Below are 19,926 nucleotides of genomic sequence, written 5' to 3'. Positions count from 1 at the left end.
TATGTTCCGTTGGTTAGATCCTTACGCCAAACCTGAAACTTTGTACCATCTGTGTGGCCGCTTATTGCCTTATTTGATGGGACTGGCTTTATTTACCTTGTTGCTGGGCAATATCTGGGGCCTGGCTTTTAGCCCTGCCGACTATCAGCAAGGCGACAGTTACCGCATTATTTATATTCATGTGCCTTCTGCCATCTGGTCCATGGGCGCATACAGCAGTATGGCTATTGCTGCTTTTATTGGCTTAGTCTGGCAAATCCGGGTGGCGCAATGGGCCGTATTGGCCATAGCTCCTATAGGAGCTGTGTATACCGCTATCGCTTTAATTACTGGTGCTGCCTGGGGTAAACCTATGTGGGGCACCTGGTGGGTATGGGACGCCCGCTTAACTTCTGAGCTGGTGTTGTTGTTTTTGTATTTAGGCGTCATTGCTTTAGCTGGTGCTTTTTCAGAAGCGGCGCGTGGTATTAAAGTGGCGTCTTTGCTGGCCATAGTGGGTGTGGTGAATCTGCCCATTATTCACTTCTCGGTGGAATGGTGGAATACCTTGCATCAGGGTGCCACCATCACGAAGTTTGCCAAACCTTCGATTGACCCTTCGATGCTGTGGCCACTTTTGATCAGCCTGTTAGGTTTCGCCTTGTTGTTAGCTGCTCTCACCTGTTTACGGTTACGCAGTCAAATTTTGATGTTTGAACAGCATAGACCCTGGGTTCGACAGCTGGTTGACTCAATGGCCGCTTCACATCAGAAGGAGCAGAACTAATGGCTTTTACATCCTGGGCAGACTTTTGGGCCATGGGCGGTTACGCGCTTTTTGTCTGGTTATCTTTTGGTACCACTTACGGATTGCTGCTTGGCTTGTGGTGGTACAGCAAGCGGCAACATAACAACATACAACAACAAATCCGTGCCAAAGCAGCACGGGAGCAACGGGTGCGGCAACATCAGGAGAAAGAGAAGTAGATGAATCCGAGACGTCAGAAACGCTTAGTGGCTGTAACGGCCTTTGTGTTGTTGTTAGGTGGTGCTATAGGCGCCATGCTGTATGCATTGCAGCAAAATATTGATTTGTTTTATACGCCCAGCCAGTTGATAGACGGCATAGGCGATAAAAAAGTAAAACCTGAAGTGGGCCAGCGCCTGCGTATAGGTGGCATGGTCGTTAAAGGCTCGGTACGCCGTGCTCCTGATTCACTGAAAGTCAGCTTCGATTTAGTCGACACAGGTCCAATAGTCACTGTGGAATACGAAGGCATACTGCCGGATTTATTCCGTGAAGGGCAGGGCATAGTAGCTCAAGGTGTACTGGTGGATAAAACCACTATACTGGCCTCAGAAGTATTAGCCAAACATGACGAAGAGTATATGCCGCCTGAAGTGGCTGAAGCCATGAAAGGTATTAAGCATGTACCACCGTCTCAGCTGTATAAAGAGTCTGATAAAGGTCAGCAGCCATGATTGCAGAATACGGTCAACTGGCGCTGACGTTTGCGTTTTGTATTTCTCTGGCTTTAGCTGTAGTGCCATTGTATGGCAGCTTTAAAGGCAATCAAATTGCATTAGAGCTGGGTAATCCGCTGGCCTATGCACTGTTTTTTCTGACTGCCTTTTCATTTTGGGCTTTGTCTTACGCCTTTTGGGCCAACGACTTTACTGTCGTTTATGTAGCCAGCAACTCGAATTCTTTATTGCCTTGGTACTACCGTTTAACGGCCGTCTGGGGCGGACATGAAGGCTCTATGCTGTTATGGCTGCTGGTTTTGGCTGGTTGGACTGCCGCAGTGGCCTTGTTTTCCCGTAGCCTGCCATTGCAGTTTCAGGGCCGTATTTTAGGTGTGATGGGTTTAATAGCTGTGGGTTTTTATGCCTTTGTGCTTTTTATGTCCAACCCTTTTATGCTCAGTCTGCCGTATTTCCCTGTTGATGGTCGTGACTTAAATCCGCTGTTGCAGGATTTTGGCATGATCATTCACCCGCCTATGCTGTATATGGGCTATGTAGGATTTGCAGTGTCTTTTGCTTTTGCCATAGCAGCGCTGATGGGCGGGAAGTTTGACAGTACCTGGGCACGTTGGGCCAGACCCTGGACTTTAGCGGCCTGGATGTTCCTGACCATGGGCATTATGCTCGGCAGCTGGTGGGCTTATGCTGAATTAGGCTGGGGCGGCTGGTGGTTCTGGGATCCGGTTGAAAACGCTTCTTTTATGCCATGGCTGGTTGGTACTGCACTTATCCACTCTTTAGCTGTAACAGAAAAACGCGGTACTTTTAAATCCTGGACAGTGTTGTTGGCCATAGGCGCCTTTTCGCTTAGTTTGCTAGGTGCCTTTTTAGTGCGTTCAGGCGTACTGGTGTCTGTGCATTCTTTTGCGGCCGATCCGGATCGTGGTTTGTACCTGCTTGCTTTTTTACTGCTGGTAGTCGGTGGGTCGTTACTGCTGTATGCCATTCGGATGAACTCAGTACGCAGCCAGGCCCGTTACGAATTGTTTTCCCGAGAAGTGCTGCTGTGGGGCAATAATATTTTCCTGCTAACCGCTACCTTAGTGGTGTTATTGGGCACTTTATTTCCGCTGGTGCATAAAGAGTTGGGTTTAGGTTCTATCTCTATTGGTGAGCCGTTTTTTAATCAGCTGTTTTATTACCTGGTGATCCCGTTTTCATTATTGCTGGGCTTAGGGCCCTGGGTGCGCTGGAAACAGCAGCAAGTCCAACCTCTGTTAAAGCCGATGAGTTTAATTGCCATTGCGACGTTAATTCTGGCTTTGGGAACTATGGCGGCAACTCAAAGTATTCAGGCCAATTTAGCCTTGTTAGGATTGTTGTTAGGCGCCTGGGTTGGTTCATCCGCTATTTTTGAGTTGCTGCAGCGTTTGCAGCAGTTTGGTTCGATCAAACAAGGCTTAACTAAACTCAATGCCAGTCATTTTGGTATGACGCTGGCGCATATTGGTTTTGCTGTGCTGGTGGTTGGGGTTGCTATGACCAAAACCTACAGCGTGGAAACTCAAGTCAGAATGAAAGCCGGTGATCAGGTCGAACTGGCTGGTTATCAGTTTAAGCTGGTAGAAGTCTATGACTTAAAAGGCCCTAACTACAACGGCGAAGCAGCTGAGCTGGATGTCAGTTACCAGGGCGACTACGTCACGCATTTGCATGCAGAAAAACGCTTTTATACAGTGCAGCGCAGCGTCATGACCGAAGCCGCAGTGCATGCTCGTTTAAGCCGTGACTTGTATGTGGCTTTAGGTGAGTCGCTTTCTGAGGACAGCTGGGCTTTAAGTTTGTACGTGAAGCCTTTTGTGCGCTGGATTTGGTTAGGTGGTTTACTGATGTCGCTGGGCGGATTAATAGCGCTTTGTGATAAGCGTTATCGCCGCCGCACTGCATCCGTCGAACAGAAGGATACTGCTGATGCGTAAACTGGCATTTTTTATCCCATTTGTGCTCTTTATTGGTTTGTCGGTATTTTTGTTCAGTGGCTTGTTTTCTGATCCGATGGAGCGTGAATCCTCGGTATTAAATAAAGCCTTGCCTGCGTTTTCGTTACCGGATTTGCAGCAGCCGGATAACCTCTGGACTGCAGACAAACTCAAAGGTAAGCCTTATTTGCTGAATGTCTGGGGCACCTGGTGTGTAACCTGTAATGCAGAGCTGGCTTATCTGACCGAACTGCGTGAGCAGGGCGTGATGATTGTAGGTTTGTATTATCAGCAACCCAGCGATGCCGCTTTTGGCGAGGTGTTTAACCTGGCCGCACTGCAGCAGGAAGTGGCACTGAAGCTGGAACAGCAAGGCGATCCATACCAGTGGAATATACTGGATAAAGATCGCAGCCTGATTTTTGATTTAGGGGTCACAGGTGCGCCGGAAACCTTTTTGATCGACGCCAAAGGCATGATTCGTTATCACCATATAGGTGATATTAATCCGCAAGTCTGGCAACAGAAGTTAGCCGCTGCTTATCAAAGTTTAGAGGAGTAGGGCATGAAAGCATTTTTTCTAAGCCTGCTGCTGTTTACTGCAACAGCCCAAGCCTCACAAGCTTTGATAGAGTTTCAAAACCCAGAGCAGCAAGCCTTGTTTAAAGAGCTGACTCAGGAATTACGTTGCCCTAAGTGTCAAAACCAGAATATTGCCGACTCCAATGCTGTAGTGGCTGTGGATATGCGTAATAAAACGCTGGAGCTGGTGCAGCAAGGGCAAGACAAAGAGCAGGTGCTGGAGTATATGAAAAGCCGCTATGGCGATTTTGTGCATTACCAGCCACCACTGAATAAATTTACGCTGATTTTATGGTTGTTACCTGCATTAATGGCCTTTGGCCTGGTGCTGGTATTGCTGCTGCGACGCAAAGCAGAACGCACTGCTGTGGCTATGGAGTCTGGCGATAAAGCTCAGCCACCGCAGCAATTAGAGAAACAATTAGACCAGCTGATTGAGCAGTACAGGAGAAAAAGCTGATGCTTATGTCGTTAAGTTATGCTGGCGGGTTAATGCTGGCACTAATTGTCTTGTTACTGCTGTTTTTTCGTCGCAAAGGCGCAGGAGCGCAGCTAAGTCCTGTGGTTCAGTTTGAAGAGAAACTGCAACTATTGTCTCAGGCGCGTGATAATGGTGAATTAGCCGAACAGGACTTCACGCTGGCGGCTGCTGAATTAAAAACTCAATACCTGCAGCAGCAACAAAATCAGCAGCGGGTTTCAGGTTCTGCAACTGGCTGGGTGTTGGGAACCAGTGTTCTGGTGTTATTAGGAACCGTATGGCTTTACAGCCTGACCGGTCATTTTACCGCGCTACAAAACTGGCAAACTGCGCAGCAACAGCTGCCAGAGTTCGGTGAGCGTGCGCTTTTGAATAAAGGTGAACCTTTAACTGAAGAAGAAATTAACCTGTTTGCTTTGGCGCTGCGCACCAAGATCAGTAAAGAAGGCGATGACGCAGTAGCCTGGTTTGTGATTGGCCGTATCTGGTTATCCAAAGGCATATTAGATGATGCTATTGAAGCTTTTGAAAAGGCGCTGGCTTTAACGCCGAACCGTATTAATGTGCTGATCAGCTACAGTCAGGCCTTATTAGTGGCTGCTGGTGATGAAAATCTGGCGAAAGCGGCACGCAGTTTGTCTGCTGTGTTGCAGCAGGATCCGGATAACACAGATGCGTTATCTATGCTGGCTATGGTGGCAGAAGAGCGGGGCGATAAAGAACAGGCACAGCAAGCATGGAAATTATTGTTGCCTAAGCTGGAGACCAATGACCCACGCTATGCGCTGGTGCAGCAAAAGCTTGGGCTGACACCAGCTCCGGAGCAAAACACTACAGCAAAAGTATCAGGTCGTCAGGTCAGTATTGAATTAACCATCAGCCCTGAACTGGCAGAGAAATACAAAACCGGTACTTTGTTTGTATTTGCCAAAGCTGTGGCTGGGCCGCCTTTGCCTTTGGCTGTGCAAAAGCTGGCAGTATTTAGTGGCACTCAGACCATAACACTGAGTGAAGCTGAGGCGATGCAGCAAGGCTGGACTTTAGCCAACGCAGATCGTATTCAAATCAGTGCTCGTTTGTCTTTATCAGGCCAGGTGCTGAATGATGAAAATGGTCCGCAGGTGCAGTCTGACGAACTCAGTTTTGACGAAGCAGCACTTCGTCTGAGCCTTAGCTTGCAGCCTTAATACAAGCTGAAGTTCAGTAAAAAAAACGCTTCAAATTGATGATTAAATAAGCAAAAGGTCATGCTCTGGCCTTTTGCTTCCCCCTTCTGTCCTGTTGCCTCTTTTCATTTGATCTGCAATAGGCTATAACACGGCAGCTAAAAAACTATGTCCTGCTGTTTTGGCCCCTGTAATAGAGGCTTGCGAAGGATGTATTTACTCCAAACCATAATTAAAATAAACCCACAATCTAGGATTACGTTATGAATCAACCGCCAGCTTCGGGGACTTTATTCGGTCATCCGAAAGGACTCTTCCTGCTTTTTTCCACAGAAATGTGGGAGCGTTTTTCCTATTACGGAATGCGCGCTTTACTTATTCTGACTTTAGTTGCCGCCACTGAATCCACTAACCCGGGTTTCGGCTTGAGTAATGGCGATGCGTTATTACTTTATGGTTACTACACAGGTTTGGTCTATGCCGCTACTTTGTTTGGTGGTTTGATTGCAGACAACATGTTAGGCCAGCGTAAATCTATTATTTTGGGTGGCGCTTTAATGGCCATTGGCCAGTACACTTTGTTTGCTGCCACACCACACAGCATGTCGCTGTTTTATGTAGGTTTAGGCTTTATTATTGCCGGTAATGGTTTATTTAAACCAAATATCTCTGCCATAGTGGGTGACTTGTATCCGCAAGGCGATGCACGTCGTGACGGCGGTTTCACTATTTTCTATATGGGTATTAACTTAGGTGCTTTTATTGCGCCTTTAGTCACCTCTTCTTTAGGTGAAAGTGATGCATTCGGCTGGCGTTATGGCTACTTAGCAGCCGGTATTGGTATGACCTTGTCTGTGGTTATTCAGCTGTTGTTTGCTCAAAAGTACTTAGGTGATTTAGGGAAAGTGCCAGGTCGTATTTCGTCACGTAACGCTTCGGGTACGCCAACACCTTTAACTAAAGTAGAATTTGACCGTTTACGTGTGGTGTTATTCCTGTTTGTGTTTGTCACTATGTTCTGGCTGGCCTTTGAGCAAGCTGGTGGCTTAATGAGTTTGTTTGCTGCTGAACATACCGATCGTATGGTAGGTGCTTTTGAAGTTCCGGCCGGCTGGTTCCAATCATTAAACCCTCTGTTTATTCTGATGTTTGCACCACTTTTTGCCTGGTTATGGGTGAAACTGAATGCGATGAACAAACAGCCTGACGCACCTATTAAAATTTTGTTTGGTATGTTGCTGACCTCTATCGGCTTTATTTTCCTGATCGTGGGTGTATTTGAGATGCAGGTGAACCCTTCAGCTAAATCCAGCATGATGTGGTTAACTTTAGCGTTTTTATTCCATACTTTAGGTGAGCTGTGTATTTCTCCTGTCGGCTTGTCTTTAATGACCAAGCTGGCTCCGGTGAAATTAGCTTCTCTGGTGATGGGCGTCTGGTTCCTGATGCCTGCTGTAGCTCACTATCTGGCTGGTTTTGTTGGCGCTTATTCAGATACTGCCGGTGACAACAATGCTGTGGTTGAGTTCGCCGCATCCTTTGGTGTACAGGCCGCTCACGCCGGTTTATTGGTGGTGTTTGGTGGTATAGCTGTCGCACTGGTATTTTTTGCCGCTTTGCTGTGGATGTTGTCCGGTACTTTAGTACGCTGGATGCATGGCGCTGAGCGTATGCAAAGCTAAAGCTGTAGAGCTATAAATAAAGGCCAGACGGAGAAATCCTCTGGCCTTATTTTTTTGGGAGTGAAAGATGAAACTAGTTTATGTGCTCTGTGGCTTCCTGAGTTTTCAACTAATGGCGGGATCGCTGAACTGGCAGAGAAAAGCTGATCTGTTAATTCCGGTACAGGAAATTTATCCGGCCGTCTTTCAGGGCGAAATTTATGTTGCGGGTGGCCTGAGTTCTGAACTGCCAAAACAACAGGGCCAGATGACAGATGCAGTGCAAATTTACAATGCAAAAAGCAATACATGGCGTTATGGCCCTGCTTTGCCTGAAGGGCGCCACCATGCTCAGTTGGTGGCTGTAAACGAGCAGTTGTTTTTATTTGGTGGTTTTATTCAGGCCAATGGCGGTAACTGGAGTGCCAGTGCTGATGTATTGAAGCTGGATCTGCAACAGCAGCGCTGGTTAAAGGTCGCCAGTTTGCCACAGCCGTTAAGCGAGACAGTCAGTTGGGTGCTTGAGGATAAAGTTCATTTGCTTTCTGGTCGCTCGCCTGCGACCGAAGCAAATGGTCAGTGGCAGGATCAGGCCGATGTAGCCATGCATTGGGTTTTTGATCCGGATAGCTTAACAACGGAAACTGCGCCACTGGTACCGCAAGCTAAAAATAGTGCTGCAGCAGTGGTCCACGACTCAAAAGGTTATCTGCTGGGCGGACGGCAAGTACAGGCTGGCAATAAAGCTGATGTACATAGTTTTGACGCAAAAAGTAAGCAATGGCTGGCGTTAGCCCCAATGCCGGAAGCTCAGGCTGGCTTAGCTGCAGCAGTGCTCAATGGCAAACTATGGGCACTGGGTGGAGAGTTTTTTCAGCAGGGAGGGGGCGTGTTCAGCAAAGTATGGGCTTATTCACCAGAACACAACAGTTGGCAACAGCAAAGTGAAATGCCGGTTCCACGTCATGGTTTAGGTGCTGTGACACTGGATGATGCTATTTATGTGATAGGGGGCGCTACTGTGGCTGGGTTGAAGCAAACCAGCGCTGTACTGGAAAAAGTAACTATCCGCTAAACCATAAAATGGGGTCAGAACACATTAGTTATGCATAACTAATGTGTTCTGACCCCATTTTTACTAAGGCAAATATTCATCCAGATAAGCTTCGTCTTCTTCAGCTTTTTTCGGTGGATTGCCGTCGTAGACTTTAAATTCAACCCGCTGGAAATAAGCTTCTTTAATGAAAGCGTATGGGTCTACTGATTCGTTCAGCAACTGTTCCATCGACATCATTTGTTCACGTCCATCCAATGCAGACAGAGTAAAACGAGTGATTGTCAGATTTGAATTTAACAAGCCTAAAGGGAAATAAAGTCCATCGACCACTCCAGCCACCAGACCTCTTGTTGTAGTTGGACCCATAGCAGGAACCATCAGGTAGCCGCCATCACCCACACCCCAAACCGCCAATGTCTGATTAAAGTCTTCATCTTGCGCGTTTAAATCAATACGGCTTGCCACATCAAATAAACCAAATAAACCTAAGGTGCTGTTTAAGACAAAACGCCCCAGGCTGATGGCTGCACTTTTAGGTTTGGCTTGCAGTAATCCATTGACGAAACTGGCAGGTTCGCTCAGGTTATTAACCACGTTAGCGAGACCTGTACGGGCAGGTTTCGGCACGACCGTCATATAACCTACAGTGACGGGGCGCAGCACATAAGCGTCCAGCACATCGTAGTTAAAATCCCAGATATTGCGGTTAACGGATTCGATAGGGTCCCGTGGATCCTGATAATTGCTTTGTGCTTGTTGTTCGTCTGCTGCTTTTTTGCTGGCGCAACCCGTTGCCATCAGCAGTACCAGGCACGACATTAAAGCAGGCTTCATGCGTAAGACCATAAATTTGCATCCGTTTTTTGGGGATAAATAAAGATAACAGGTTGATGATTATACTGGTAAAGCATGATTTGGATCATCCGCTTTACTGCACTGATTTGTACTAATTAGTAAGAAAAAGTTGCATCTGCCTGAAAAAATACCTGAACAGGCAGACTAACCTATTTTAATACGTCTGGTATAGCTCTAGATATTTGCTGCAGTTCAGTGGCAAAGAGCTGTTTTTCAATCCGCAGCCAGCTTTGGCTGTAGTCCCAGTCCGAGCTCTGTGGTAACCAGTTCATGCCATCTAACATGCAGTTTAAATTAAATAAAAAAGGGTGAGTTCCTTGCAGTCGGTCAATGCTGTAGGTTTCACTGGCACTGCTCAGCAGCGCTATACTGCCAAAGGAGATAGCCCAATTCGCAAAAGCCATCAAGTCGACGGTAGCACCGGTTTTAGGTTGCAGCTCATTGGCAGCTATGGCTTGTTGCAGCAACACATCGACCATCTGAGAGATTTCTTTTTCCAGTTCCTGCTGCACAGTTAAACGAGCAGGTGAGCTTTTTTCCTGTACCCAAGGCGATTTGGCGGTCAGTACACAGCTAAACAAAATCGGTTGCAGTTTCGCTGATAATAAATAAGCCTGATGCAACGCCAGCGCTTTTTCTCTGGTGTTCCCCTCAAACTGCAGGGCTTTTTTAAATAAACTAATTTCATGCCGTAAAGAGGCATTACATAAAGCAGTGATCACATCTTCTTTACTGGCAAAGTGATTGTAGATAGTGCCTTTGGAATAGGGGCTGGCTGCCGTCAGTTTATCCATCGTCAGATTGGCATAACCTTCAGCTTCGACCAGTTGCTTAGCAATATGCAGCAGTTCCTGCTCGCGATCGGCTATTGCCAGCTGTTTTTTGCTGAACCGCTGCTGTAAAGGGCAACTGCGGCTTTCTTTACTGGTATTAGCGATGTCACACAAAAACTTCAGCATAAAAGACAGTTTTTCCTATTTATTCATATCAGCATTATCTGATGCAGCATACCTCAACCAGTTCAGGTTGAGGCTGTATTGTCTGTTGGAATAACAAAACCCTGCGGTAACAGGGTGACTGCATTAATGTAAATTCAGCTTAGTACGGGCTTGCTGTAAGTGGGGGCGGCATAAAGCAAAAGTCAGAGGGCGGGTCAGTAGCGGATAAGCGGCCAGCAACACTGCTATGGTGACAGTGCTTTGCCATGAGTCCCATTGCGCTATCACTAAAAACAGCGGAATCAAAATAGCCAGTTTGAGCAAATTCAGCAGTAGTTTTTGTGGTATCGGCACTTGTGCTGTGGCGCTACGGATCACCTGCATCCGCTGTGCAAACTTAAGGCCTTTGAGTTCAGGAATATTCTGACTACTAAAATACATGGGGCAGACTCCAAAAAAACAGGCCCCGTTACTACAGGGCCTTTTTTACATACAACAAAAATCAGAGCGATTTTAACTGAGCTACAACGTCGCCAAGTGGCAGCATTAATTTGTCACCAGTCAGACGGTTCTTCAACTCAACTTTCTGCTCATCCAGATTACGTTCGCCTACTATGATGTGATACGGCACACCTAACAGCTCCATATCGGCAAACATCACACCAGGGCGTTCTTTCCTGTCGTCAAACAGCACCTCAAAGCCTGCAGCCGTTAGTTCTTTGTACAACTGCTCCGCCGCTTCCTGGATGCGTACCGACTTGTGCATATTCATTGGCACAATAGCGACCTGGAATGGTGCTATAGCCACAGGCCATTTAATGCCGTATTCGTCATGATTTTGCTCAATAGCGGCAGCAACAATACGGGACACACCCACGCCATAACAACCCATGGTCATAATTTGGTGTTTGCCTTCTTCGTTTAATACGCCAGCTTTCATGGCTGATGAATAACGGTCACCTAACTGGAAAATATGACCTACCTCAATGCCACGGCGAATGACTAAATTACCTTTGCCACATGGGCTTGGATCGCCTTCAACCACGTTACGTAAATCAGCAACCTGATAAGTCGTGATATCGCGGTCGAAGTTTATCCCAGTGAAGTGGAAACCGTCTTTATTCGCGCCTGTGACAAAATCGGCCAAATGAGCTGCTGCATGATCCACAATAACAGGAATAGCTAAGCCCACAGGGCCCACAGAACCTGGTTTAGCACCAGTAACTGCAATCACATCTTCTTCTGAAGCAAACTGCAGCGGAGATGCAACCAACGGGTGTTTTTCTGCTTTGATTTCGTTTAAATCGTGATCGCCACGTAGTACCAAAGCTACGACTTTAGAGCGCCAGGTGTTTTCCAGTGTTTCAGCACCTGCATTGGCCAATAAAGCTTTTAACTCATCAAAGCTAAGTTCCGGGTTCAACTGTACCAATAAAGTTTTGGCGATAGCAGAGGCATCCACTGCTAAAAAGGCGGAGACCTCTTCAATAGTTTTGGCATCTGGGGTTGCCACTTCGGTTTTATTTTGGAAGGCGGCAGGGCGCTGGCCTTGAGGTGGCAAGGCTTCTGCTTTTTCGATATTAGCTGCGTAATCGCTGCCATCAGAAAATACAATAGCGTCTTCACCAGATGCAGCCAGTACATGGAATTCATGAGACATACTGCCACCAATGGCGCCGGTGTCCGCCAATACAGGACGGAAGTCCAAACCTAAGCGGGTAAAGATATTGCAGTACGCCTGATACATAGCGTCATAGGTTTGCTGCAAACTTTCCTGGCTTAAGTGGAAAGAGTAGGCGTCTTTCATTAAAAATTCGCGGGCACGCATCACACCAAAACGTGGACGACGTTCGTCACGGAATTTGGTTTGAATTTGGTACAAATTAATAGGCAGTTGTTTGTAGCTGCTGATTTCTTTGCGCACTAAATCAGTCACTACTTCTTCGTGCGTTGGACCAAGCACAAAGTCACGCTGGTGACGGTCTTTAAAACGCAGCAGTTCAGCGTCCATCTTTTCCCAGCGACCCGATTCCTGCCACAGTTCAGCGTGCTGCACTACAGGCATTAATATTTCGATGGCACCGGCTTTGTTCATTTCTTCGCGGACAATGTTCTCAACTTTACGCAAAACCCGCAAACCACTAGGCAACCAGGTATATAAACCTGATGCCAGACGACGTACCATACCGGCACGTAACATCAATTGATGGCTGATAATTTCGGCATCGGCCGGGGTTTCTTTCATAGTGGAGAGTAAATACTGACTTGTCCGCATAAATAAATAGTTCCGTGTTTTTAAGTTTAATTGCTTTGGAAATTGGCCGTATTCTAGCAAGCCTGTCACTGCGGCAGTAGCTTAATCTGATGTTTTATCCATTCAGCCGTCAGATTTTGTCCTGCGACCATACCACCTAAACTGTAGAGTTCATTGTTCATCGTGACTAAGGTGCGTAAATCCATCACCGCCGTGGTATTTTCAGCTTTTAGCCAGCTTTTGTCTGTAATTGAATAAGCCCAAACCTGGGCTGAAGGCTCTGCCGGGGTGCCGTTATAGCCAATACCATTGTAGTTATAAGCGGTTTCGCTGCCGCCAATAAACACAATCAAGTCTTTACCATCCTGCTTCACGGCCGCCGCCGCCATACGATAACGGGCTTTGCCTGTCGGGTGCGTAATTTGCTGCCAACTAATTCTGTTAGCGTTGGATGCATTGATTTCACCTAACCAGCACTGAGCTTCGGTTTCATACTGGCGTGGCAAGGTCTGATAATTCATTTTTACCCCATCACACAACAGCATATGCTGGTCTGATAAAGCGCCTGCTAAACCAAAAGTCGGGGTGCCAGGAAAAGGTGTCGCCTGACTCCACTTCTGAGTGAAGTTATCAAACAGCTGTATTAAGTTAACGTTACCATCCTGAGACCAGCCGCTGGCCAGGTAGATATATCTGTTTTTGTAAGCCAAAGCCACACTGTCATCAACAGCCACCGGCATATCTGGCAGCTTGTTATAGCTTTTAGTGACAGGGCTATAGCGATAACCCTCGGCGCTGGACACTTCAGTGCCATTGGCCGCTACCGTGTAGCCACCAAATATAAAAAAGTGATTTTGTAAGGTCACGCCAGAACTGGCTAACCGTCCACTTAAACGTTGACGGCTCGGCACTACAGGGGCTTTCAGCCAGGTGGGTTCACCTACAGTCCATTGCCAGACTCTGTTATGAACATCGGCATGGGTTTTCCCTGAAGAAAGCCCCATAAAACTGCTGACATAAGTGCGGCCCGCTACGCTGGTGCTCATCACCAGATTATTACTCACGGCTTCAGGTAAGGCCGGTAATTCAGCAGCATGAAGCCATAAAGGTGCGCTAAGAGTCAGACAGAGGCTGAACTTCATGATCCTGTTGTTTTTCTTTAACATGCCTGATTTCTGTAACATGATTGTGTACTCCGTTCACTGTCCATTTGATATTAAAGTGATACAGCGTCATGCCGTAGCTTTGTTGCTCCGCTTTTTGTTTTTTGTAAGGAGGGCGCGGGTCTTGTTTTAACACCTTTTCTATCAATACTGCTAATTCCGGCTGATCTTTTTGCCGCTGACAAAATTCCAACACTGCAGGTTCAAAACTGACCGTCATATCAGTTTCTGGTGCCGCGTCGGCAAAACCACCTGCTGCATCCGGCAAGGCATCGGCGTAGGGCAGGTAAGGTTTAATATCCAGTATGGGCGTGCCATCCAGCAGATCTACACCGGACAATTGAATGATCAAACGACCTTGTTTACGTACTACGCCTTCAAGTTTTACGACAGAAAGGCCAATTGGGTTTGGTCTGAATGTGGCGCGAGTGGCAAAAACGCCTTTTTTTTCATTGCCACCCAAACGCGGCGGCCGCACCAGCGGCGACCAGCCTTTGTCTGCGGTTTCATGAAACACAAACACCAGCCATAAATGACTGAAGGCTTCAATGCCCCGTACTATGGCATCATCGTCATAACCCGCTTCCAACACCAGTTCAGCTTTAGCTTCGGCAATTAAGCCCGGCTGGCGGGGTATGGCGAACTTTTGTTTGTAGGGTGAGCGAATGGTGCCCAGCACCTGCATTTGATAAGAGGGCATCAGATCCTCAGTAGATAAAAAGCCAGCAGACGGCAAAAAACGAAGTCTATTATGGCGTTGCAAGAGTTAAAGGACAAGCAAAGTGGTAAAAGCCTGAAGTTGAAAATAGCTTTACAACAGAGTTAAAACTTGGGATTAATAACAGGCAATTGCATCATCTGGCACCGGTTTTATTGGTAACAGGTTCGCAGTAAGCAGCAAAGAGCGGCTAAAGCCGCCATAAACCAATAACCAAAACCACCTGAATCCACTTTGTTTTATGCAGCGCTTTGCTGTGTTTTTGCTATGGCTTGACGAGAGTTGATAATGGAAAAGAAAGTTTTATTAATTGAATGCCCGGATTCAAAAGGTTTAATCGCACAAATTACCAATATTTGCTACAAACACCAGCTCAATATTATCCGTAATACTGAATATGTTGACCCGGATTCAGGGCAGTTTTTTATGCGTACTCAGCTCGAGGGCATTTTTAATGACAAAACTCTGATGCTGGATTTAGACCGGGCCTTGCCAAAAGGCAGCAGCCGTCAGCTAGTAGCCGCCGGGCGAAAAAAAGTCGTGATTCTGGTGACTAAGGAGGCGCATTGCCTCGGTGATATTTTAATGAAGGTTTACGATGGCTCGCTAAAGCTGGATATAGCTGCAGTAGTGGGAAATCATCCGGATTTGCAAAGCCTGGCAGAGAAGTTTGATATTCCTTACCATTTTGTCAGCCATATCAACTTAAGCCGCGAACAGCATGAAGCGGCGTTGCAGCAGGTGATAGACCCTTATCAGGCTGATTATCTGGTGCTGGCTAAGTTTATGCGGGTATTAAGCCCGGCTTTTGTCGCACACTACAAAGAGCGCATTATCAATATTCATCACAGTTTTCTACCCGCTTTTATTGGTGCTAATCCTTATCATCAGGCGCATAAAAGAGGCGTCAAAATTATTGGCGCCACAGCGCATTTCGTCACGGACGATCTGGACGAAGGCCCCATTATCAAGCAACTGGTAACGCCGGTGGATCATACCTACAGCGCTATGGATATGGTGAAAGCGGGTCGGGATGTGGAGAAAAACGTGTTGAGTAAAGCTTTGCAGCTGGTGCTCGAAGACCGGGTGTTTGTGCATGGCAATAAAACAGTGATTTTATAGCAGATGTTTTATAAAACGGACGACAGATCAGCGGCTTGTCTCGATTTTTTCGCTAAAACGGCTATGCTCAGGAAAACAAAATAAGGCCCCTTCAGATGTCAGGTAAAAGAGAAGTTGAATTCAGATTTTTAGCAGAACCTACCCATGTCAACTTCGGTGGCAAAGTGCATGGCGGTATGGTGATGAAATGGATAGATCAGGTCGCTTATGCCTGCGCAGCCGGCTGGAGTGGTTTGTATTGTGTCACCATCTCTGTGGGTACTATCAGGTTTCGCCGGCCTATTCTGGTGGGGCATCAGGTGGAGCTGATCGCCCGTATTGTCTACACAGGCAATACCAGTATGCATGTGCTGGTGCAGGTGCGCTCTGGTGATACCAAAGGCGGCGACATGCTGGAGACCAACCACTGCATTATCAGTTTTGTTGCTTTGGATGCACAAGGCAACACAGCATCAGTGCCAGCCTGGGTGCCACAAACAGAAGAAGACAAATTTTTACAGGCTTATGCAGTAAAAACCAAAGCCTTTTCGCAAGAAGTAGAACAAAACATGCTGGATTTTTATCAGGAGAAACATCAATGAAAGCCTTGTATTTAATTCTTGTACTTTTCAGTTTTTCATCCGTTGCTGCAGAGCCAGTGTTACACCCTGAACTGGAAATATTCCGACCTTTTTTGGATAGCCACTGGGAAGGTGATTTAACAGAACCTGGCAAAGAGAAAAAAATGATTGATCGCTCCAACTGGAGCAGGGCGTTAAACGGTCAGGCCATTAAAACTGTGCATTCGATTAATGATGGGGATTATGGTGGCGAGAGCATGATTTTTTGGGATCAAAAACAACAAAAAATTGCCTACTATTATTTTACAACAGCAGGTTTTTATACCCATGGCACTATGAGTTATAACGCCGTCACTAAAAGTATTGAGGCTGTAGAGCAGGTAGAAAATAATGCTCAGGGGATCACGCAAGTGCGTTCACATTCAGTGCTGGATCAAAGCGGAAAACTGGAAGTTAGTTCAGAGTATTTACAAAACGGTAAATGGGTGAAAGGGCACAGCGCTTTGTATAAACGTGTGCCCCAAACCGAAGTGAAGTTTCGCTAAAGGCAGTTATTTTTCGATAATAAATTCTTCAGTCGGCTCCAGTGCGTAGATATTATCTATTTGAGTAGCGCTGGAATGACTGACGCGTAAGTCTTTAATATGACCGTTGCGCAGGCTGTATACCCAACCATGTACAGTCAGAGGCTGACCACGCTCCCAGGCGTCCTGCACAAAGCTGGTATGGCACACATTACGTACTTGTTCCATCACGTTAAGCTCACAAAGACGGTTGACTCGTTCACCATCATCGGCAAAACCGTCCAGCTCTTCTCTGTGCAGCGCATACACATCTTTAATATTACGCAACCAGTTATCGACAAAACCAATACGCTGTTTGTTCATCGCAGCGGCAACGCCACCACAGCCATAATGACCACAGACAATAATATGCTTTATCTTTAAGATATCGATAGCGTATTGCAGTACAGATAAACAATTGATGTCGGAGTGCAGCACCAGATTGGCCACATTGCGATGAACAAAAAGTTCGCCCGGCAATAAACCTACGATTTCGTTGGCCGGAACCCGGCTGTCGGAGCAGCCTATCCATAAATATTCAGGCGCCTGTTGTTCTGAGAGTTGCTTAAAAAAACCAGGAGCTTCCTGCTCAACCCGCTCAGCCCATGACCTGTTATTGGCAAATAAATGTTTTAAGGAACGCATGGAATCACCCTGTAGAAAACTGGCGCTACGATAACAGATCTTACCTGTTGGAGAACACCGACCAGCACTGAATCTAGAGATGGCGCAGACAAATAAATTCAGCGACTGTAAATCTATCTGGCTGCTTAATTGTGGTCACTGTATGATAGAACAATAAGTTAAAGCTCATCTGAAGGAACTATACAGCATGGTAAAGCTGAAAAAAGCAGTGATCCCTGTGGCGGGTTTAGGCACGCGAATGTTGCCGGCCACCAAAGTTATTCCAAAAGAAATGTTACCGGTGGTGGACAAGCCATTGATCCAGTACGTAGTAGAGGAAGCCGCTGCTGCCGGGATCACTGAAATAGTACTGGTGACTCATTCCAGTAAAAACTCGATAGAAAACCATTTTGATACCAGTTTTGAGTTGGAGACCCAGCTTGAAAAACGGGTAAAAAGGTCTTTATTGGAAGATGTTCGCTCTATAAACCCAAAAAATGTCACGGTGATTTCGGTACGCCAGCCTGTGGCTTTGGGCTTGGGTCATGCAGTTTTATGTGCCGCACCTGTAGTGGGCAATGAACCTTTTGCTGTCATTCTGCCCGATGTATTGATCGACAAGTATCATGCAGATGCCCGCATTCATAACTTAAAAGCCATGATTGAACGTTTTGAAACCACAGGGGCCAGCCAGATTATGGTGGAGCCAGTACCGGCACTGGAAGTAAATAAATATGGCATAGTTGATATTTCGGGCGAAGAACTGCTGCAAGGGCAATCTGCTTTAATCCGAACTATGGTGGAAAAGCCTGATATTGAAGATGCACCTTCTAACCTGGCGATTACCGGGCGCTATGTTTTATCGGCCAAAGTCTGGGATTTGTTACGACGAACAGCTCCGGGTGCTGGTGGCGAAATTCAGCTGACAGATGCTTTACATCATTTATTATTGATTGAAAAAATTGAAGCCTATCATTTACAAGGCAAGTCGCATGACTGCGGCAGTAAAATCGGCTATCTCAAAGCTGTGGTGGAGTATGCGCTGCAGGACAAAAAATTGTCCGACGAATTCCGTAACTATTTGAAAGAATTGTATCTGTTAAAAGACTAATTCGGGAAAGATGAAGGTTATTTTTATTTGGCTTATCATTTTTTTCATTAACCTCACTATGAGTGGTGGCGCACAGTTAGATTTTATCTCTACTTCGCTGTATACAATCTTATTTAGTGAATAAGATTGTATTTAAGCTTTAATTTAGCAGAATGATTCTGTACTATCCTTGATAGTATTTATCCATGGGAGATTTTCATGTCATTGTTACTCGATAAAAAAGAACTGAAAAAAGCCGCGAAAGAAATCACTACAGTTAAACTGCACGAAGTCATTGAGACGTTAAATTCAGTGTTGGTAGAACGCCAGAAAGAAACTGAAGTTTTATCTCAGATCCGTGCATTAGCTAAAGCTCAGGGTTTTACTCTGGAACAGCTGGGCTACCAAATGAATGCTGATGTAGTTGTCAGCCATGACGATGATTCGGATTCAAAAGGTAAACGTCCGGTTAAACCTAAATTTAAAACCATCAATAAAGAGAGCCAATTTTTCTATGTAGATGCAGGTAAATTAAATTTACTGAAAACACATACGATGAAAAAGGCCTTAGTTGACCGTGGTATTAAAGTGGTGCCGTTTCATAAAGTGGAAGGCAAATACAGCAAGGACATCGAAGCTTTATTAGCTGAAGCTGGTACTCAAGCTGTTGAAAACTTCAATAGCAAAGTTGACGTGTGGAACGCATGGGCTCAGGCCAACGGCGAAGAAATTCTGTCGAAGAAGTAGTTTTCGCAGAAGCATAAAAAAACCGGCCATGTTTGAGCCGGTTTTTTTATGCATTGAAAAAGTGCTGTTGGAACAGCGAAGCTTGTTACTTCTGCTGGGCATCCAGCGACTGGCCATTCACGGCCTTGCTGTCGTCACTCATTAAATACAAATACAAAGGCATAATTTGTTCTGCTGTCGGCAAACTTAACTGATCTTCACCCGGATAAGCTTTGCTGCGCATTTTTGTGCGCGTCGCTCCAGGATTAATTGTATTAACTCTTAGCGTGGTGCCTTCATACTCAGCAGCCATCAGTTGCATTAAACCTTCGGTGGCGAACTTTGATACCGCATAACCGCCCCAATAGGCTCTGGCCTGACGGCCAACACCTGAAGAGGTAAAGACAACTGAACTTTGTGGGGCTAATTTTAGCACTGGGATCAGAGCCTGACTCATCAGCATGGCTGCTGTAACATTCACCTGTAAAATATCCTGCCAGGTGGGTAAATCAAGATGTTCAAAAGGGCTTAATACCCCTAGAATTCCGGCGTTGTGCAGTACTCCGTCCAATTTACCAAATTCTGCTTTAATAGTGCTCGCCATGTCTTGATAGTGTTTGGCTGTTGCGCCTTTTAAATCCAGTGGAACAATAGCGGGTTCCGGCCAGCCAGCGGCCACTATTTCATCGTAGACTGCTGTAAGTTTGGACGTGGTTTTGCCTAACAATATAACAGTAGCGCCGTGTTTAGCGTAACAAAGAGCTGCAGCTTTGCCTATGCCGTCGCCAGCGCCTGTTACCAGAATAACTTTGTCTGCCAGTGCTTGCGGCTTAGCTTGATAATTAAACATAGAAAGGGGTCCCAGACGTTGAAAAACGGCGGCAGCATACCTGCTCTGTATTAATTTTGCACCTTTCTTCAACAAGCTTGAATTTGAGCTA

22 protein-coding genes are annotated in these 19,926 nt (G+C 46.2%); 14 read left to right on the top strand and 8 right to left on the bottom strand.

Features of this window, described 5'->3' with window-relative positions:
* Position 1: 1 nt before the first annotated feature.
* From P3C17_RS11325 to P3C17_RS11285, 9 genes are all read left to right on the top strand, one after another.
* Positions 2–766, top strand: coding sequence for a heme ABC transporter permease (locus tag P3C17_RS11325; protein ID WP_300929538.1), 765 nt, complete (start codon positions 2–4; stop codon positions 764–766).
* Positions 766–966 carry a heme exporter protein CcmD gene (ccmD, locus tag P3C17_RS11320; RefSeq protein ID WP_300929537.1) on the top strand — a complete coding sequence of 67 codons (201 nt, stop codon included), beginning with the start codon at positions 766–768 and terminating at the stop codon, positions 964–966. The genes P3C17_RS11325 and ccmD overlap by 1 nt, the downstream gene beginning before the upstream one ends.
* Positions 967–1,461, top strand: coding sequence for a cytochrome c maturation protein CcmE (gene ccmE, locus P3C17_RS11315; RefSeq protein ID WP_300929536.1), 495 nt, complete (start codon positions 967–969; stop codon positions 1,459–1,461).
* Positions 1,458–3,425: a heme lyase CcmF/NrfE family subunit gene (locus P3C17_RS11310; protein WP_300929535.1), complete on the top strand. Its 1,968-nt coding sequence runs from the start codon at positions 1,458–1,460 to the stop codon at positions 3,423–3,425. The genes ccmE and P3C17_RS11310 overlap by 4 nt, the downstream gene beginning before the upstream one ends.
* Positions 3,418–3,987: a DsbE family thiol:disulfide interchange protein gene (locus P3C17_RS11305; RefSeq protein WP_300929534.1), complete on the top strand. Its 570-nt coding sequence runs from the start codon at positions 3,418–3,420 to the stop codon at positions 3,985–3,987. Before P3C17_RS11310 ends, P3C17_RS11305 begins: the two co-directional genes overlap by 8 nt.
* Before the next feature lie 3 nt (positions 3,988–3,990).
* On the top strand, positions 3,991–4,467 hold the full coding sequence (locus P3C17_RS11300; RefSeq protein ID WP_300929533.1) for a cytochrome c-type biogenesis protein: 477 nt from the start codon (positions 3,991–3,993) through the stop codon (positions 4,465–4,467).
* Entirely contained in the window at positions 4,467–5,675 is a 1,209-nt protein-coding gene (locus P3C17_RS11295) for a tetratricopeptide repeat protein (protein ID WP_300929532.1), read from the top strand. The genes P3C17_RS11300 and P3C17_RS11295 overlap by 1 nt, the downstream gene beginning before the upstream one ends.
* Positions 5,676–5,917: 242 nt before the next feature.
* Positions 5,918–7,336 (top strand): peptide MFS transporter, encoded by a 1,419-nt coding sequence (locus P3C17_RS11290; protein WP_233077910.1) that lies wholly within the window; start codon positions 5,918–5,920, stop codon positions 7,334–7,336.
* A 67-nt stretch (positions 7,337–7,403) separates the two neighbouring features.
* Positions 7,404–8,390 (top strand): kelch repeat-containing protein, encoded by a 987-nt coding sequence (locus P3C17_RS11285; protein ID WP_300929531.1) that lies wholly within the window; start codon positions 7,404–7,406, stop codon positions 8,388–8,390.
* 63 nt (positions 8,391–8,453) lie between these two features.
* On the opposite strand, the gene P3C17_RS11280 is transcribed toward P3C17_RS11285, so the two are convergent.
* The 6 genes from P3C17_RS11280 to tsaA all read right to left on the bottom strand — a co-directional run bounded on the left by P3C17_RS11280 (position 8,454) and on the right by tsaA (position 14,282).
* Positions 8,454–9,206, bottom strand: coding sequence for a VacJ family lipoprotein (locus tag P3C17_RS11280; RefSeq protein WP_300929530.1), 753 nt, complete (start codon positions 9,204–9,206; stop codon positions 8,454–8,456).
* A 170-nt stretch (positions 9,207–9,376) separates the two neighbouring features.
* A complete protein-coding gene (locus P3C17_RS11275; RefSeq protein WP_300929529.1) occupies positions 9,377–10,186 on the bottom strand; it encodes a TetR/AcrR family transcriptional regulator in 810 nt (269 codons plus the stop codon).
* A gap of 123 nt (positions 10,187–10,309) precedes the next feature.
* Positions 10,310–10,606, bottom strand: a complete 297-nt coding sequence (locus P3C17_RS11270) for a DUF6170 family protein (protein WP_300929528.1) — start codon at positions 10,604–10,606, stop codon at positions 10,310–10,312.
* A gap of 61 nt (positions 10,607–10,667) precedes the next feature.
* Entirely contained in the window at positions 10,668–12,440 is a 1,773-nt protein-coding gene (locus P3C17_RS11265) for a proline--tRNA ligase (RefSeq protein ID WP_300929527.1), read from the bottom strand.
* A gap of 65 nt (positions 12,441–12,505) precedes the next feature.
* Complete coding sequence (locus P3C17_RS11260; RefSeq protein ID WP_300929526.1) at positions 12,506–13,603, bottom strand: kelch repeat-containing protein; 1,098 nt, start codon at positions 13,601–13,603, stop codon at positions 12,506–12,508.
* On the bottom strand, positions 13,533–14,282 hold the full coding sequence (gene tsaA / locus P3C17_RS11255) for a tRNA (N6-threonylcarbamoyladenosine(37)-N6)-methyltransferase TrmO (RefSeq protein ID WP_233077903.1): 750 nt from the start codon (positions 14,280–14,282) through the stop codon (positions 13,533–13,535). Before tsaA ends, P3C17_RS11260 begins: the two co-directional genes overlap by 71 nt.
* Positions 14,283–14,588: 306 nt before the next feature.
* Here tsaA and purU point away from each other — a divergent pair, with 306 nt between their 5' ends.
* The 3 genes from purU (at position 14,589) to P3C17_RS11240 (ending at position 16,527) form a co-directional block, all read left to right on the top strand.
* A complete protein-coding gene (purU, locus tag P3C17_RS11250) occupies positions 14,589–15,422 on the top strand; it encodes a formyltetrahydrofolate deformylase (protein ID WP_300929525.1) in 834 nt (277 codons plus the stop codon).
* Positions 15,423–15,517: 95 nt separating this feature from the next.
* Positions 15,518–16,003, top strand: a complete 486-nt coding sequence (locus tag P3C17_RS11245; RefSeq protein WP_300929524.1) for an acyl-CoA thioesterase — start codon at positions 15,518–15,520, stop codon at positions 16,001–16,003.
* Entirely contained in the window at positions 16,000–16,527 is a 528-nt protein-coding gene (locus tag P3C17_RS11240) for a hypothetical protein (RefSeq protein ID WP_300929523.1), read from the top strand. The genes P3C17_RS11245 and P3C17_RS11240 overlap by 4 nt, the downstream gene beginning before the upstream one ends.
* Before the next feature lie 6 nt (positions 16,528–16,533).
* Here the strand turns inward: P3C17_RS11240 and can are convergent, their stop codons facing one another.
* Positions 16,534–17,190, bottom strand: coding sequence for a carbonate dehydratase (gene can / locus P3C17_RS11235; protein ID WP_233077899.1), 657 nt, complete (start codon positions 17,188–17,190; stop codon positions 16,534–16,536).
* Between the two features lie 187 nt (positions 17,191–17,377).
* Here can and galU point away from each other — a divergent pair, with 187 nt between their 5' ends.
* Positions 17,378–18,280 carry a UTP--glucose-1-phosphate uridylyltransferase GalU gene (gene galU / locus P3C17_RS11230; RefSeq protein WP_300929522.1) on the top strand — a complete coding sequence of 301 codons (903 nt, stop codon included), beginning with the start codon at positions 17,378–17,380 and terminating at the stop codon, positions 18,278–18,280.
* A 198-nt stretch (positions 18,281–18,478) separates the two neighbouring features.
* Positions 18,479–19,006 (top strand): H-NS histone family protein, encoded by a 528-nt coding sequence (locus P3C17_RS11225; protein WP_233077897.1) that lies wholly within the window; start codon positions 18,479–18,481, stop codon positions 19,004–19,006.
* A gap of 85 nt (positions 19,007–19,091) precedes the next feature.
* Here P3C17_RS11225 and P3C17_RS11220 read toward each other — a convergent pair whose 3' ends face one another.
* On the bottom strand, positions 19,092–19,835 hold the full coding sequence (locus P3C17_RS11220; protein ID WP_300929521.1) for a YciK family oxidoreductase: 744 nt from the start codon (positions 19,833–19,835) through the stop codon (positions 19,092–19,094).
* Between the last annotated feature and the right edge of the window lie 91 nt (positions 19,836–19,926).

The sequence above is a fragment of the Rheinheimera sp. 1928-s genome (genome assembly GCF_029269265.1).
In the GTDB taxonomy this organism is placed as follows: Bacteria; Pseudomonadota; Gammaproteobacteria; order Enterobacterales; family Alteromonadaceae; genus Pararheinheimera.
This window is presented reverse-complemented; position numbering and strand designations above follow the sequence as displayed.